This window comes from Limnohabitans lacus, from assembly GCF_030053395.1.
Taxonomy (GTDB): Bacteria; Pseudomonadota; Gammaproteobacteria; order Burkholderiales; family Burkholderiaceae_C; genus Limnohabitans_A; species Limnohabitans_A lacus.
In genome coordinates this window covers 1-14259 of the sequence record NZ_JASGBH010000010.1, presented here as the reverse complement: position 1 = coordinate 14259, position 14259 = coordinate 1, and the positions used below count along the sequence as shown (strand labels likewise).

18 protein-coding genes are annotated in these 14259 nt (G+C 59.5%); 1 reads left to right on the top strand and 17 read right to left on the bottom strand.

What is annotated here, in order from left to right:
- Positions 1–14 precede the first annotated feature (14 nt).
- From QLQ16_RS13110 to nudB, 13 genes are all read right to left on the bottom strand, one after another.
- A complete protein-coding gene (locus tag QLQ16_RS13110) occupies positions 15–458 on the bottom strand; it encodes an SRPBCC family protein (RefSeq protein WP_283225112.1) in 444 nt (147 codons plus the stop codon).
- A gap of 30 nt (positions 459–488) precedes the next feature.
- A complete protein-coding gene (locus QLQ16_RS13105; protein WP_283225111.1) occupies positions 489–1184 on the bottom strand; it encodes an aspartate/glutamate racemase family protein in 696 nt (231 codons plus the stop codon).
- 311 nt (positions 1185–1495) lie between these two features.
- Positions 1496–2002, bottom strand: coding sequence for a hypothetical protein (locus QLQ16_RS13100; protein WP_283225110.1), 507 nt, complete (start codon positions 2000–2002; stop codon positions 1496–1498).
- 72 nt (positions 2003–2074) lie between these two features.
- Complete coding sequence (locus QLQ16_RS13095) at positions 2075–2527, bottom strand: GNAT family N-acetyltransferase (RefSeq protein WP_283225109.1); 453 nt, start codon at positions 2525–2527, stop codon at positions 2075–2077.
- 4 nt (positions 2528–2531) lie between these two features.
- Positions 2532–3005, bottom strand: coding sequence for a pyridoxamine 5'-phosphate oxidase family protein (locus QLQ16_RS13090; protein WP_283225108.1), 474 nt, complete (start codon positions 3003–3005; stop codon positions 2532–2534).
- A 359-nt stretch (positions 3006–3364) separates the two neighbouring features.
- Complete coding sequence (locus tag QLQ16_RS13085; protein WP_283225107.1) at positions 3365–4459, bottom strand: DNA glycosylase AlkZ-like family protein; 1095 nt, start codon at positions 4457–4459, stop codon at positions 3365–3367.
- A 35-nt stretch (positions 4460–4494) separates the two neighbouring features.
- The gene (locus QLQ16_RS13080) at positions 4495–4707 is read right to left on the bottom strand and encodes a DUF4287 domain-containing protein (RefSeq protein ID WP_283225106.1); all 213 of its coding nucleotides are present in this window, start codon (positions 4705–4707) and stop codon (positions 4495–4497) included.
- 49 nt (positions 4708–4756) lie between these two features.
- Positions 4757–5572: a DUF429 domain-containing protein gene (locus tag QLQ16_RS13075; protein ID WP_283225105.1), complete on the bottom strand. Its 816-nt coding sequence runs from the start codon at positions 5570–5572 to the stop codon at positions 4757–4759.
- Positions 5573–5576: 4 nt separating this feature from the next.
- A complete protein-coding gene (locus tag QLQ16_RS13070; protein ID WP_283225104.1) occupies positions 5577–5999 on the bottom strand; it encodes a BLUF domain-containing protein in 423 nt (140 codons plus the stop codon).
- A 2-nt stretch (positions 6000–6001) separates the two neighbouring features.
- The gene (folE, locus tag QLQ16_RS13065) at positions 6002–6730 is read right to left on the bottom strand and encodes a GTP cyclohydrolase I (protein WP_431310421.1); all 729 of its coding nucleotides are present in this window, start codon (positions 6728–6730) and stop codon (positions 6002–6004) included.
- Between the two features lie 84 nt (positions 6731–6814).
- Positions 6815–8038 carry a cardiolipin synthase ClsB gene (gene clsB, locus QLQ16_RS13060; protein ID WP_283225102.1) on the bottom strand — a complete coding sequence of 408 codons (1224 nt, stop codon included), beginning with the start codon at positions 8036–8038 and terminating at the stop codon, positions 6815–6817.
- A gap of 4 nt (positions 8039–8042) precedes the next feature.
- Positions 8043–8792 (bottom strand): endonuclease/exonuclease/phosphatase family protein, encoded by a 750-nt coding sequence (locus QLQ16_RS13055; protein ID WP_283225101.1) that lies wholly within the window; start codon positions 8790–8792, stop codon positions 8043–8045.
- Positions 8792–9253, bottom strand: coding sequence for a dihydroneopterin triphosphate diphosphatase (nudB, locus tag QLQ16_RS13050; protein ID WP_283225100.1), 462 nt, complete (start codon positions 9251–9253; stop codon positions 8792–8794). The genes QLQ16_RS13055 and nudB overlap by 1 nt, the downstream gene beginning before the upstream one ends.
- 41 nt (positions 9254–9294) lie before the next feature.
- Here nudB and QLQ16_RS13045 point away from each other — a divergent pair, with 41 nt between their 5' ends.
- On the top strand, positions 9295–9888 hold the full coding sequence (locus QLQ16_RS13045) for an ABC transporter ATP-binding protein (protein WP_283225099.1): 594 nt from the start codon (positions 9295–9297) through the stop codon (positions 9886–9888).
- A gap of 174 nt (positions 9889–10062) precedes the next feature.
- Here QLQ16_RS13045 and aspS read toward each other — a convergent pair whose 3' ends face one another.
- From aspS to QLQ16_RS13025, 4 genes are all read right to left on the bottom strand, one after another.
- Complete coding sequence (gene aspS, locus QLQ16_RS13040; RefSeq protein ID WP_283225098.1) at positions 10063–11880, bottom strand: aspartate--tRNA ligase; 1818 nt, start codon at positions 11878–11880, stop codon at positions 10063–10065.
- A 55-nt stretch (positions 11881–11935) separates the two neighbouring features.
- Complete coding sequence (locus tag QLQ16_RS13035) at positions 11936–12610, bottom strand: DUF502 domain-containing protein (RefSeq protein WP_283225097.1); 675 nt, start codon at positions 12608–12610, stop codon at positions 11936–11938.
- A gap of 21 nt (positions 12611–12631) precedes the next feature.
- The gene (locus tag QLQ16_RS13030) at positions 12632–12940 is read right to left on the bottom strand and encodes an FmdB family zinc ribbon protein (protein WP_283225096.1); all 309 of its coding nucleotides are present in this window, start codon (positions 12938–12940) and stop codon (positions 12632–12634) included.
- A gap of 103 nt (positions 12941–13043) precedes the next feature.
- On the bottom strand, positions 13044–14159 hold the full coding sequence (locus tag QLQ16_RS13025; RefSeq protein WP_283225095.1) for a high affinity choline transporter 1: 1116 nt from the start codon (positions 14157–14159) through the stop codon (positions 13044–13046).
- Positions 14160–14259 lie beyond the last annotated feature (100 nt).

Here is a 14259-nt window from a genome sequence, read left to right as displayed (position 1 = left end):
GCGCTAAGCCGCGCTCAAGCCGGAATTTCGGCCTCGACCAACAGCGCCAGCAAATTCAAAGACTCTTGCCAGCCCAGACAACACATCTCGGGCGGGATCATCTCGGGGATGCCCGACTGCTCGATGTTCAGCTCGGTCCCCACCAGCACAGGTTTGAAAGTGACCGTCGTGGTCATCTGCCCGGGCAAATTGGGGTCATCAAAGGTGTCGGTGTGGCTCAAGCGCTCTCCCGGCACCAGCTCCAAAAACGTGCCGCCAAAGCTGTGCGACTGGCCATTGCCCAGGTTGGTGAACGACATGCGGTAGCCGCCGCCCACTCGGGCATCCATCTCGTGCACCCGACCGGTAAAACCATGCGGCGGCAACCACTTGACCATGGCATCCGGATCGATGAAGGCGCGGAAAATCCGATCAGCGGGGGCACGCAGGACGCGTTGAAAACGGACGGTGTGGGTCATGGGAACTCCTTCAAAACATCAAGCGATAGCTTAATCGGTCAATGCCCAATCGACAGCGGCTTGTGCATGCAAAGCGGTGGTGTCAAACAAGGGCACCGGACTGTCTTGGGCGCCCACCAACATACCGATTTCGGTACAGCCCAAGACGATGGCCTGCGCGCCCTGAGCCACCAGATCTTCGATAACTCGGCGGTAGACACCCCGCGAAGCATCACAAACATGGCCTAGGCACAGTTCTTCGTAAATGATGCGATGCACATCGGCACGGCCATCAGCCTCGGGGACCATCACCTCCAAGGCATATGCATCTCGCAGGCGTGATTTGTAAAAATCCTGCTCCATCGTGAAACGCGTACCCAACAAGCCCACCCGCGTGAACCCTTGCGCCACGATGGCCTTGGCCGTTGCATCGGCGATGTGCAGCAGGGGCACCTGCACGGCCGCTTCGATGGCCGGGGCCACCTTGTGCATGGTGTTGGTGCAAAGCACCAGTGCTTGGACACCCGCAGTCTGCAAGGTTTGTGCGGCCTGAGCCAACAATGCCCCCGCAGCAGCCCAATCTCCGCCCCGCTGCAATGACTCGACCTCTGCAAAATCCACGCTGTACAAAATAAGCCGCGCCGAGTGCAAGCCACCCCTGTGCGCTTTTACGCTTTCATTGATGAGTCGGTAATACGGCAATGTGGACTCCCAACTCATGCCACCGATCAAACCCAACATTTTCATGGTCTGTCCTTCGGATTCATTGGTCTGCTGTATCGGCACAGCCATCGTCATTCGCCCTTCACTGATTCGTGAAGATGACTGCAAATAAGGGGGGGACAGAGGCCTCAACAACATGATGGTTCTTCCTAAAATAATTGTTATGGAAACACCTCTGTTCATGCACCCATACTCTGGATTCCCAAAAACCTTGAGCGAACTAATTCACAGCAAAGGAAAAACCTCAATTGGCACCCGCGTGATGCGGCGTGGCCCAAGCACTTGAATCCAGCTTGATTCACTGCAATTCATGAATGACATTCAAGATCACCTCGTCAAAATCGGGCTGGTTGTTTGAGCCCCCTCAGCAAGGGAAGGGCCGATTCTTCGGCTATCTCTTGGAGTACATAGTTATGGCTTGCCGTAGACAGCGTATTTCCGTAATAAGTCTCTGAGCCACTGATCAATGTCGCCATCACAACAGTCCGCCGCCCCGACTCGATGTTGACATTGAGTTCGTTGGCTCGGATTGAAATCTTGGGGCCCAAGGTCCAATTCAAATTGTTTTTGATCGACACTTTGATGACCCCTTCGGGCAAATTCTGCACTGTATATAAGCCATTGACTGTGCTGTCGTACTTATAAAGAATTTTTCCACATGGCTTGTCGTTACAGCTGACGATGACGGGCATCAGCAGCTTCACATCATCTTTTTTGGCGTTGAAAATAATGAGCTGTCCTTTTCCCGCATCGATCGACGGATATCGTTCAAAAGGCTCACCCACTGTCGTGCAAGCAGGCAAAAGACATGCAATCAATAATGCAAAAATAATTTTTTTCATAACTTCAGTCCCCCATTAAAAATCCAAATACTCAGCAGCACACGTTTGCCGTCCAGTCATATCCTGTTTGCTTTATTTCAAAGCCAAGTGATACGCCAAAAACTTTTGATCACGCCCCCAACCTTGCGATTCGTACAAAGCTTGGGCAGAAGTGTTGTCTACGGCTGTACTCAATGACAGGCGGATGGCACCCAATTGCTTCGCGTGGGCAGCTGCGGCATTCAACAGAGATTGCCCCACCCCTAGGCGCCTGGCCCTTGGCACCACGTACAAATCATTGAGCACCAACACCCTGGCCATCGATACCGACGAGAAGCTGGGATACAGCTGGGTGAACCCCACCGCCAGACCCTCCGATTCGGCCAAGAAGATGGTTGACTGCCCGTGTTCAAAACGGGCCTGCAGGAAAGCACGAGCAGCAACCACGTCGCTGGGCTGGCCATAGAACTGGCGGTAGCCGTCGAACAAGATCGCCACCGCTTCCAAGTCCTTCCATACCGCTTGACGAACGAGAATTTCACTCATGAATTCACTCCTGCTTGTGTTGAACACCATAAGCTTTCATCGCTGATGCGATTTGCGATGGCTCCGTTGTTACTTGCGGATAAAAGCGGTAACTGGGTGCGACGATGGGGGCCACTGACGTGACGCGGATGACGAGCACGCTCTGAATAACAAACCGTTGCCCCACCATGGCCAACAGCGGTGCGGCCCAGTGGGAGAAGGCCGGTTCATCGGCGCACACCGCATGCGCATTGCCTTTGAGCTTGAAGCCCTTTTGCACGAACACATCGACAAAGCTCAGGCACACCAGTGGCTGCTGCGCGATGTTGCGCGCACTCAAAGGCGAAGCAATGTGGGCGACCACCACATGCTCGTCGTCAACAATGGCCCAGACCTCTTTGGGCGAGACATTGGGCTGACCATCGGCATCGACCGTGGCCAACCAGCACAACACGCTGCGGCGGGCGGCTTCTCGGACAGCTGGATTCAAAAGAGACATGATCGATGGCGTGAATGGAAAAGCACTCTGAAGGACCGCTTTTCAGCGAACCAAGTGATGGGTCTTCATCGTATCTCTTGTTGCTGATTTTTTAATTACAAAGACATCATATTTATTCATTGTCTGATGTTTCTGGGATGCTGGCGGACTTGACGGTGGTACACCTTGGACGTGAAAACGCGATGCGCATCATCAGCTTCAGGCCCACCAGCAGTGACAAAGAATCCACCTCCATCCGCTTCGATCGGGACGCACTGGCCCCCTTTCGTGCAGAGACTCTGGCTGGCTGACCCGCATGAATACATGCGTTGCATGAGAGACTCAAGATGCGCACGACTGCGTGACGCGGCATCTGGAAATCAAGCTTCTTGTAACCTCAAAAAAACTGACATGCGGTGCAGCTCATCGTCCAGTGCCACAACAAAAGCATTCTCCTGTGGGGCTGCATTCACAAAGCCGACGTCGGGCGTCAGCACACCCGACTTGGCACTGACATTGGCCCACCCAATGACCTGATCGCGCCAGAGCAAAGGCATGGCGTAGTGGCCTCGCACACGCTTTGCAGCGGGCGTGTAGGCCTCAAAACGGTAGGCCCAACCCCACAACTGCTCAAAGCGGCGCCGATCCCACACCACCGGGTCAAAGGGTGCCAGCAATCGCACTTGATCCTCCACGCCGTCACGACCCGATGCCGGGTTTTCGCCTTCGGGCCACAGCCAAGTTGTGCCATCCACTTCGGCAGTGGGCAAGCGCAGGCGCGCTCGCTGCAGCATGGCTTGGCGGTGTTGTCGCCACTGCGGAATGCCGCCCGCCAGCAGACTGACCAACTGCCCCAGACTGGCTGCAGGCAAAGGGGCGTATTTGGCCACGATCACATCCACCAGTGCGTCCATACTGGCCTCGGGACCCTGCCCGCTCGGTTCATGCGTGCGCACGGCATACAGGCGCTGACCGCCCTCACGCCGCACCACGCGCAACAGGCCACGGTAGTGCATGCCTTCGAGCAACTGGGTGCTGGCTTTGCTGTTGCCGCCAAACCAGTTGACCACGCGGCCATGGTCAAAGTGGGCATCCACTTGCGCAGGCCGGACAACACCGGTCTCTCGCACAAAAGCCAACACCTCTTGGGCTTGCTTCATACGCGCAGCCGACCACACGATTCGGGCCGTGCGCGGGTGCATCAGGTGGTGCACGTCACGCCGTACAAAACCATAATTGACGAAAAAATCTTCCTCGATGGGCAGCTTGGGGTAGCGCGACTCCAGATCCCCGACCCGATAACCCGCCACACGGTGGCGCAGCGTCAAGTCTTGTGCACGGGCAGGCGCACGCAGTGGGTCAGCCTGCACAAAGCCCAGGCGTTGCAAGGCCTTGGGCAAGGTGGTGGGCACGAACAGGCTGCGTGCCACGGCATAGCGGCGCAACTGATCCAGAGTCAACACAGGAAATGCCATGGCCGCATCATGACGCAGACATACCGCATGGGCTGTTATTGCTTGGCCGCCATCCAATACGCCACGATGGCATTGGCATGCCCGTGGCCCATGCCGTGCTCGGTCTTGAGCCAGGCCACCATTTCCATGTGCTTCATGCCCTCGCAGGACTGGAGCAAGTCCAGCCAATGCGCGATGGGCTGACCGTACTTCTTCTCGATGGACGGGAAATACGAAGCGGGTCCTTTGGGTTTTTCGGGGGTGGTCATGCTCGAAGCTCTCCTATTTTTTCAGCATTTTCCAGCATGCCAAAGCAAGTCACGCCGTAACGATCCAGCCTTCCAGCGGGTCACAGGGCGGCAAGCCGTATTGCGGGTGCCCCGCTTCATGTTGCTGCTGCGCCCAGGCCGCTTGCATCAGGCACAGGGTGGCGTCGAGGGCGTCACCGCTGGCGTCATCGGCAAGCCGCCCCAGCAGCGCGTTGCTGGCCACCAGGCGAAGGCCTAGGCGTGTTTGACCGCGCTCCAGTGCGCCCAACAGTTCACGCCGGGCCAGCAGGCGCTCGGGGGTTTGTTTGGCTTTGTCATCGCTTTTGTAGCTGGTGTTGCCCAGCACTTCGCGGGCCAACAGGCCGGGGTAGGCCTCCAGCGCCACGCGGCGCATGTCACCCGCATGCAGGCCGGGCAGGTGCACACCAGCTTGACGCAACAAAGGCACGCCCGCATGCAGCATGTAAGCCACAGGTGGGTTCACCCATTTCATGGATGGGCTGGAGCCAGCGGGCTTGTCGGCCGCGCGGTGCGCGAACTTGCCGCCCACCGGGCGGGCGTTGCAAAACGCAGCAAACTGTTCGCGAATTTGGGCTCGCTCCAAGGCGCAGTAATGGTCCATGCAAGCGGCCCAGTCGGTGGGCCAGCCCAAGGTCTCGACCAGTTCACGCGGCAGACCAAAAGGCAAGTCAAAACCACCCACCCAGTCGGCCGGCTGCGCCAGCCAGTTGCCAAAATCGCTCAGCGTGTCAAAGGTGTGCAAGGCCTGCAGCTGCACCCGGCCCTGCCGGGCTTGGCCCAGGGCCAGCACGATGGGTTTGCGTTTGGAGGGGCTGCTGGAGAAGTCGCAGCCAATCAGCTGCATGCGTTCAGGCGCGACCGATGATGGACGCGGTGGCCATCAGCTCTTCGAGCAGGGCCAGCGAGACCTTGCCCGAGACGCTGTAGGGGTCCAGCTCGGCGCGCTCAGAGTATTTGAGCAAGATGTTGGTGTTGACGCGTGAGGCATCGACCTGGCCCATGGTCCAGCCACCAAAGCGGCGCTCAGAGATTTCTTCGTAGTGCAGCAAGACCACATCTTTGTGCCGAGGGTCTTTTTGGATGTGACCGTACAGCTCGCTCACGGCATTGCGGCCACCTTCGATGGCTTGCAAGAAGATGCCGCCGCCGTAGCACAGGATGCCGGTGATCCCGCTGGTTGGGTTGAACTGGCGGGACTTGGTCAAAATAGACTCGATGGTCTCTGGGCTCGAGTCCACCACTCGGCTGGCGTAAAGCAGGCGTACCAACATGGTCAGTTCTTTCCAGGAATCAGGGACAAAAATTCACGGCGCAGGTTCGGGTCCTTCAAGAAGGCACCGCGCATGACCGAATTGATCATCTTGCTGTCCATGTCTTTCACGCCGCGCCAGCCCATGCAGTAGTGGCTGGCCTCCATGACGATGGCCAGGCCATCGGGCTGGGTTTTGCGCTGGATCAGGTCGGCCAGTTGCACCACGGCTTCTTCCTGAATCTGGGGGCGGCCCATGATCCATTCGGCCAGGCGGGCGTATTTGGACAGGCCGATCACGTTGGTGTGTTCGTTGGGCAGCACGCCAATCCAGATCTTGCCGATCACTGGGCAAAAGTGGTGGCTGCAAGCGCTGCGCACCGTGATGGGGCCAACGATCATCAGTTCATTGAGGTGCTCGGCATTGGGGAACTCGGTGATCTCGGGACCGTCCACATAGCGGCCTTTGAACACTTCCTTGAGGTACATCTTGGCTACACGGCGGGCGGTGTCGCCGGTGTTGTGGTCGTTGACGGTGTCGATCACCAGGCTGTCGAGCACGCCTTCCATCTTGGCGGTCACTTCGTCCAGCAGCTTGTCCAGCTCGCCGGGTTCGATGAATTCGGCGATGTTGTCGTTGGCGTGGAAGCGCTTGCGGGCCGCGTGGATGCGCTCGCGGATCTTGACGGAAACGGGAACGCCCTCGTCGTCGTTCGTGGCAGCAGAAGCAGTCATGGCATCTGGGGTCTTCATTAACATGACAAGGATCGTACCAGCGATTGCACCGCGCAGTCTGTGGCCATGGCAACGCCCATGCCTGACACAAGGGCTAGGCGCTCAATAACGGTTCCCACTCAAGAGCAGCGCCAAGCGCATCAGGCCAAATGCAATCCGGTCGCGCAGCCGCTGGCCCCAGGGCCGCTGCGTGTACTGCTCGGCCACCACCGGGGTGCTTTGCGTGTCCATGGCCTTGCACAGACAACGGTGCAGTTGCTGGGCAAAGGCTTTATCGGCCACCACCACATTGGCCTCTCGGGCCAGCAGCAGGCTCAGTGGGTCCAAGTTGGACGACCCCACCGTCGCCCAGGGGCGGTCGTTGTCTGGGTCCACCACCGCGACTTTGGCGTGCAGGTAGCTGGCTTCGTACTCGTAAATCTCCACGCCTGCGGCCAAGAGCACCCCGTAAACCGGGCGGGCTGCGTGGTACTGCATGAAGTATTCGTAACGCCCCTGCAAGAGCAAGCGCACCCTGACACCGCGCCGCGCTGCATGGATCAAAGCCTGTCGCAAACGGCGACCCGGCAAAAAATAGGCACTGGCTATCACCACCTCGTGGCGTGCGTTGCCAATGGCTTTGCGGTAAGCCCGCTCGATTTGCCGGCGGTGCAGCACGTTGTCACGGAGCAGCAATCCGGCCTTGGCCACGATGTGGGATGCGCCACCGGGGAACTTGTCGCTCGTCCATGGCAAATGCAACCCCGCCGCACGGAACGAGCTGAAGGCCTCTGGAAAGTGCTGCTGGCGCACATGCTTGACGCCCTCGATGCGCCACCACAGCTGGGTCATGGTTTCCTGCACCTGTTGCACCAGCGCACCTTGGGCGCAGACCGCAAAGTCAAGCCTCGGCTCGGCAAGGGTGCCGTGGTGCGGGTCGTACCAATCGTCCAGGATGTTGATGCCGCCGCAAAAAGCCAGGTGGCCATCCACCACGCACAGCTTGCGGTGCAGACGCCGCCAACGGCTGGGGATCAACAAGCCCAAAGTGCCCAGTGGCGAATAGATCTGACACTGCACACCGGCCTTGTCAAAACGCTCGCGCCACGCCTCAGGCAGGCTGGGCGTGCCCACCCCGTCCACCACCAGCCACACGCGCACGCCGCGCAAAGCGGCACGCTCCAGCGCTTGCGCCACAGTCTCCGCTGCGCCATGGAAGTCAAAAATGTAGGTTTCCAGATGCACCTGCGAACGGGCCTCGTCCATCGCCAAGACCAGCGCTTCAAAGTAAGCCTGACCCCCTTCAATGAGCCGGATCTGGTGACCGTCAAGCAGGTTGTAGCGCATGGCCCTAGTCCCAAGCGAACTCGGCCACCAAGGGCAGGTGGTCCGACATGCGGGGCCACACGCGCCCAGAAGGGGCCATGGCGTGCACAGGCTTCAAGCCCCGCGCATACACATGGTCCAGCTGGTTCAGCGGCAAGCGGGCGGGGTAGGTTGGCGTGGGTTGCTCGCGCCACTCGGCAAAGCCTGCGGCCACCATGCGCCGGCCCAAGCCCGTGCCCCAGTCGTTGAAGTCACCCGCCACCAGCACCGGCGCATCGGCCGCGATGTGGCTTGCGATGTAGTCCAGCAAAGCCTGCGTCTGCCGCAGCCGACTGGCAGGCACCAGGCCCAGGTGCACCACGACCACATGCACCACGCGGTCCACCACCTGCACCTCGGCGTGCAAAAAACCACGTTGTTCAAATCGATGGTCCGAGATGTCGCGGTGCTGCTGCGACAAGACCGGCCAGCGCGAGAGCATCGCATTGCCATGTTCGCCATGGCGTGTGGTCGCGTTGGTGCGATACACCGCTTCGTAGCCTTCCGGGGCCAGGTAATCGGCCTGCGGCAGGCTCGGCCAGTGAGAGAAGAAGCGCTCCTCGCGGCGGTTCATGCGCCGCACCTCTTGCAGGCAGACGATGTCGGCGTCCAACTGCTCCACCGCGTGGCCGATGTTGTGGATCTCCAGCCGCCGCACAGGCCCCAGGCCTTGCACGCCTTTGTGGATGTTCCAGGTGGCCACCCGCAACGTGGGGTGTTCGTGGCGCTGAGGCATCACGCGCCCTCCACAAAGCGCGGCAGCATCAAGATCGCCTCGGCATTTGACGGCGAAAAACACGTGTCTGCCGCCTGCTGCCAATGCAACCATTGCCAGTCGGTGTGCTCGCACGGACTCAAGGTGACCGGTGTGCCTTCGGGCACCAAAAGACCAAACACCCGCTCGGTGTTGCGGCTGACCTCGGGCGCATACCGCCAGCGCCAAGCGGGGTAAATGTCGTAGGTGTTTTCCAGTTGCCAGTCTTGCAGTTGGCAGTCGGGGTGCAGCGCGTCGATGCCGGTTTCTTCGTGCACCTCGCGCACCGCGGTCTCGGCCCAGTCCTCGTGCGGGTGGTCCTTGCTGCCAGTGACCGATTGCCAGGTGCCCGCGTCCACCCGGCGGATCAGCAAGACCTGTTGGCTGGGGGTGTAGATCACCACCAGCACGGATTCGGGGATTTTGTAATCGATGGAAGTCACCACACCATTCTAGGCAGGCCGCGCCTTGCTAGGATGGCGGCATGTCTTCCTCCTCACACACTGTCATTGAGACCTCCGCATTGAGCGGCGGACCGGGTGCCCAACCCCTCATCCACAACCTGACGCACAGCTGGACCGCTGGCGTGCACGCCATTTGCGGCGATGAAGGCACGGGCAAAACCACCTTGCTGAGGCTCTTGGCAGGTGATTTGGCTCCCATGGCCGGCAGCGTGACAGTGCCCACAGGCGGCGTTTTCTGGATGGACTTGAAAGGGCCCGAGCACGACCCAACCACCGTCGAGGCCTGTTGGGCGGACCTGCGGAAACATTGGCCAGATTGGGACGAAGCGCTGCTGCAAGACTTGGCCGAGACATTGGACATGGACAAGCATCGGCACAAACGTCTGGAGATGCTGTCCACCGGCAGCCGCCGCAAGGTGATGCTCATCGCCGCCCTGGCCTCAGGCGCCGCCGTGACCTTGTTGGACCAGCCCTTTGTTTCGCTGGACCGCATCTCGATCCGCACGATCTTGGATTTCTTGGCCGAAGCCGCCGAACACACCAGCCGGGCATGGATCGTGGCGGACTACGAAGTGCCAACGGATGTTCCTTTGGCGAGTGTTTTGAACTTGTAAACCCATCGCGGTTGACACTCTGGGGGTTGGGCGATGGCGTCGCTTGCGGTCCGCAGACCGTGGCCAAACACATTTCAGCGCCTACACATCCTGGAGCATTTCAAGCTCCAGTGCAGGTCCCACAACAACAAAGCCACCCGAAGGTGGCTTTGTTGTTTGAGCGCTGGGGCTCGATCAGGCGGCTTTGACAGCGTCCGGATTGCGCAAGCGGATGTGCAGTTCGCGCAATTGCTTTTCGTCCACCACGCTCGGGGCCTGGGTCAGCAAGCACTGGGCGCGTTGGGTCTTGGGGAAGGCGATCACGTCGCGGATGGATTCGGCACCGGTCATCAAAGTGACGATGCGGTCCAGACCAAAGGCCAAGCCGCCGTGTGGAGGCGCGCCGTATTGCAGGGCGTCGAGCAAGAAGCCGAACTTGAGCTGGGCTTCTTCGGGTGTGATCTTCAAAGCGTCAAACACTTTTTGCTGCACGTCAGCGCGGTGGATACGGACGGAGCCGCCGCCCATTTCCCAGCCGTTGAGCACCATGTCATAGCCCTTGGAGATGCACTTCTCGGGCGCGGTGACCATCCAGTCTTCGTGGCCGTCTTTGGGCGCGGTGAAGGGGTGGTGCACAGCGGTGTACCGTTGGCTTTCGTCGTCGAACTCGAACATCGGGAAATCAACCACCCACATCGGGGCCCAGCGGTCTTCGAACAAGCCGTTGGCTTTGCCAAAGGCGCTGTGACCGATCTTGATGCGCAAAGCGCCGATGGCGTCGTTGACGATTTTTGCCTTGTCGGCACCGAAGAAAATCAGGTCGCCGTTTTGGGCGCCCGAACGCTCCAACACAGCATTGAGGGCCGTATCGTGGATGTTCTTGACGATGGGCGACTGCAAACCTTCACGGCCTTTGGACAGGTCGTTGACGCGGATGTAGGCCAAGCCCTTGGCGCCGTAGATCTTCACGAACTCGGTGTAGGCATCGATCTCGCCACGGCTGATGCCGCCGCCTTCGACCGAACCATGGGGCACGCGCAGGGCCACCACGCGGCCGCCCTTCATGTTGGCAGCGCCCGAGAACACCTTGAAGTCCACATCGCCCATGACGTCGGTCACTTCGGTGAACTGCAGCTTCACGCGCAGATCAGGCTTGTCCGAGCCGTACAGGTGCATCGCGTCTTGGTAGGTCATGACGGGGAACTCGCCCAAGTCCACGCCGATGGTCTTTTGGAACACGCGCTTGATCATGCCTTGGAACATGTCGCGGATTTCTTCTTCGGTCAGGAACGATGTTTCGATATCGATCTGGGTGAATTCGGGCTGGCGATCGGCACGCAAGTCTTCGTCGCGGAAGCACTTGGTGATTTGGTAGTAACGGTCATAACCGGCCACCATGAGCAGCTGCTTGAACAACTGTGGCGACTGGGGCAGCGCGAAGAACTGGCCATCGTGCACGCGGCTGGGCACCAGGTAGTCGCGAGCGCCTTCGGGCGTGCTCTTGGTGAGCATGGGGGTCTCGATGTCCACGAAGCCGTTTTCGTCGAGGTACTTGCGTACTTCCATGGCCACTTTGTAGCGCAGCATCAGGTTGTTTTGCATGTAGGGGCGGCGCAGGTCCAGCACGCGGTGGGTCAGGCGCGTTGTCTCAGACAGGTTGTCTTCGTCGATCTGGAAAGGGGGCGTGACGGAGGCATTGAGCACGATCAGTTCGTGGCACAGCACTTCGATCTTGCCGCTTTGGAGGTTGTCGTTGGTGGTGCCTTCAGGGCGGGCACGGACCACGCCTTTGATCTGCACGCAAAACTCGTTGCGCACATCTTCGGCCACTTTGAACATCTCGGGGCGATCTGGGTCGCACACCACTTGCACATAGCCTTCGCGGTCACGCAGGTCGATGAAGATCACGCCGCCGTGGTCGCGGCGACGGTTGACCCAGCCGCACAGGCTCACGGTTTGGCCGCTCAGGGCTTCGGTCACCAGACCGCAGTAGTGGGAACGCATGTTGGACATCTTGCTTGGCTTTCTAAAACTTCAATGGGTCATCGCCCGGAGGCAATCACAGTGTTCACGAGGTATGTTGGGTGGCCGTGGGTTCAGCCAAAGGGAGGGCATCGGGGCCGCCGGGCACGACCACCCCCATGGAAATGATGTACTTCAGGGCGTCATCGACACTCATGTCGAGCTCGATCACATCGGCCTTGGGCATCATCAAGAAGAAGCCCGAGGTCGGGTTGGGTGTGGTGGGCACATAAATGCTCACCATGGGCTGGTCCAGGTGTTTGGCAACTTCGCCGCCAGGCGAGCCGGTCAAAAAGGCGATGGTCCACGAACCTTGGCGGGGGTACTGCACCAACAGCGCTTTGGAAAATGCATGACCACTGCCCGAAAACAGGGTGTCGGCCACTTGCTTGACGCTGGTGTAGATGGTCCGCACCACGGGGATGCGGTTCATCAGGCTGTCCCACTGGCGCAGCATCCATTGGCCAAAAATATTGGCCACAAACACACCGGTGGAAAAGATCACGATCGCGACCAGCATCACGCCCAGACCGGGCACACCGCGCAAGCCTTCGGCCACTTTGTGCATGCCGGGGATGAGCGAATCGGCCGCGTACAGCACGGCCAAGAAGATGCTGTCGAGCAAGCCGACCAGCCAGGTCAACACCCAAACGGTGATGCCCATGGGCAGCCACACCAGCAGACCGGTGATGAAGTACTGTTTGAAGCTGCGTGTTTTCATGAAGTGGCGATCGGTTGAGGCTCAGTGGCAGGCGCAGGATGTGCCGCAGCCGCCAGCCGCAGCCGGTGTGGAGGAGTCTGTGCTTGCAGCAGGTGCTGGTTCAGAGGCGGCAGGGCTGGAAGCCGCCGCTGCGCCGGTGACGCCGCTGCCGCCTTTGAAATCGGTCGCGTACCAGCCAGAGCCCTTGAGCTGAAAGCCGGGGGCGCTGAGCTGTTTGCTGAACTTGGGCGCACCGCAAGCTGGGCAGTCGGTCAGGGGCGCATCGGAAATTTTTTGCAGAACATCCTTGGCATGTCCGCAGGACTCACACTTGTAGGCGTAAATGGGCATGAAGAGGGCTCTTTTCAGGTTGAAAATTCAAAACCCTCAATTATAGGCGGGGGGGCGGCTATGCAAGCCCCGCCAGCGCATGGCGCCCGGTTTCAGCGCCGGTTTATTCCAGCCCCGGCACTTTGTGGTGCCCCGCGTGCTGGTTGCGCAGCCACTGCGGCGCCCGTGAGCCCAGCCACATGCCCGCCAAACTGGCCAAGACACCGGCCAACTGGGCGGGGAAATCTTCGCCCCAGGGCGTGAAGGTGAACACCAGCCAGGTCAACAGACCCAGCCCAATGGCCAGCAAGGCGCCTTGGGTGGTCGCTTTGGACCAGTACAGGCCAAAAGCCAAAGGCACAAAAGCACCCACCAGGGTGACTTGGTAGGCCCCCGAGACCATCTCATAGATCGAGGTGCCCTGCATGGCGATGGCATAGGTCAGCACCAAGACGCTGAACACCAGCACCGTGATGCGCATGGCCTTGAGCTCTTGGGCGTCGGTTTGGTTCGGAAAGAACTGGCGCCAGATGTTTTCGGTGAAGGTCACGCTGGGGGCCAGCAAAGTGGCCGAGGCGCAGGACTTGATGGCCGAGAGCAAAGCGCCAAAAAACAGCACCTGCATGATGAAAGGCATCTTGGTCATGACCAGGGTGGGTAGGACTTTTTGCGGGTCTTCGGCGATCAGTCTGGCGGCCTCTTCGGGCATGATGATCATGGCGCTGACCACCAAAAACATGGGCACAAAAGCAAACAGGATGTAGAAAATGCCGCCGATCACGGGGCCTTTGGTGGCCGCGAACTCGCTGTTGGCCGACATCACGCGCTGAAACACGTCTTGCTGCGGAATGGAGCCAAGCATGATGGTGATGGATGCGGCAAAAAAGAAAACGATGTCTTTGAAGTTGGGCTCGGGCCAGAACTTGAACATGTCCTGGCTGACGGCCAGTGCCAGCACCTTGTCGGCGCCACCGGCCTGGTGGCCGGCAAATACCGCCAAGATGGCCAGACCCAGCACCAAGATGATCATCTGCATGAAGTCGGTGATGGCCACCGACCACATGCCACCAAACAAGGTATAGGCCAGTATCGACACCACCCCAATCACCATGCCCATGGGCAAGCTGATGGCCCCGTCCGACAAGACGTTGAACACCAGGCCCAAAGCCGTGACCTGGGCCGAGACCCAGCCCAGGTAACTGACCATGATGATGACCGTGACCTGCCCCCTCTGAGCCATACCAAACCGATGGAACTGAGTCCGCTAATTTTGGAGAATGGCGGATATGAAGACCACACGATTTACCGACGAGCAGATCATCGGATTCCTCAAGCAAGCT

What these genes read in the sequence shown, in the direction of transcription:
- QLQ16_RS13110 (WP_283225112.1), bottom strand. Translation starts at nt 458, where the DNA reads ATGACCCACACCGTCCGTTTTCAACGCGTCCTGCGTGCCCCCGCTGAT.
- QLQ16_RS13105 (WP_283225111.1), bottom strand. Translation starts at nt 1,184, where the DNA reads ATGAAAATGTTGGGTTTGATCGGTGGCATGAGTTGGGAGTCCACATTG.
- QLQ16_RS13100 (WP_283225110.1), bottom strand. Translation starts at nt 2,002, where the DNA reads ATGAAAAAAATTATTTTTGCATTATTGATTGCATGTCTTTTGCCTGCT.
- QLQ16_RS13095 (WP_283225109.1), bottom strand. Translation starts at nt 2,527, where the DNA reads ATGAGTGAAATTCTCGTTCGTCAAGCGGTATGGAAGGACTTGGAAGCG.
- QLQ16_RS13090 (WP_283225108.1), bottom strand. Translation starts at nt 3,005, where the DNA reads ATGTCTCTTTTGAATCCAGCTGTCCGAGAAGCCGCCCGCCGCAGCGTG.
- QLQ16_RS13085 (WP_283225107.1), bottom strand. Translation starts at nt 4,459, where the DNA reads ATGGCATTTCCTGTGTTGACTCTGGATCAGTTGCGCCGCTATGCCGTG.
- QLQ16_RS13080 (WP_283225106.1), bottom strand. Translation starts at nt 4,707, where the DNA reads ATGACCACCCCCGAAAAACCCAAAGGACCCGCTTCGTATTTCCCGTCC.
- QLQ16_RS13075 (WP_283225105.1), bottom strand. Translation starts at nt 5,572, where the DNA reads ATGCAGCTGATTGGCTGCGACTTCTCCAGCAGCCCCTCCAAACGCAAA.
- QLQ16_RS13070 (WP_283225104.1), bottom strand. Translation starts at nt 5,999, where the DNA reads ATGTTGGTACGCCTGCTTTACGCCAGCCGAGTGGTGGACTCGAGCCCA.
- folE (WP_431310421.1), bottom strand. Translation starts at nt 6,730, where the DNA reads ATGAAGACCCCAGATGCCATGACTGCTTCTGCTGCCACGAACGACGAC.
- clsB (WP_283225102.1), bottom strand. Translation starts at nt 8,038, where the DNA reads ATGCGCTACAACCTGCTTGACGGTCACCAGATCCGGCTCATTGAAGGG.
- QLQ16_RS13055 (WP_283225101.1), bottom strand. Translation starts at nt 8,792, where the DNA reads ATGCCTCAGCGCCACGAACACCCCACGTTGCGGGTGGCCACCTGGAAC.
- QLQ16_RS13045 (WP_283225099.1), top strand. Translation starts at nt 9,295, where the DNA reads ATGTCTTCCTCCTCACACACTGTCATTGAGACCTCCGCATTGAGCGGC.
- aspS (WP_283225098.1), bottom strand. Translation starts at nt 11,880, where the DNA reads ATGTCCAACATGCGTTCCCACTACTGCGGTCTGGTGACCGAAGCCCTG.
- QLQ16_RS13035 (WP_283225097.1), bottom strand. Translation starts at nt 12,610, where the DNA reads ATGAAAACACGCAGCTTCAAACAGTACTTCATCACCGGTCTGCTGGTG.
- QLQ16_RS13030 (WP_283225096.1), bottom strand. Translation starts at nt 12,940, where the DNA reads ATGCCCATTTACGCCTACAAGTGTGAGTCCTGCGGACATGCCAAGGAT.
- QLQ16_RS13025 (WP_283225095.1), bottom strand. Translation starts at nt 14,159, where the DNA reads ATGGCTCAGAGGGGGCAGGTCACGGTCATCATCATGGTCAGTTACCTG.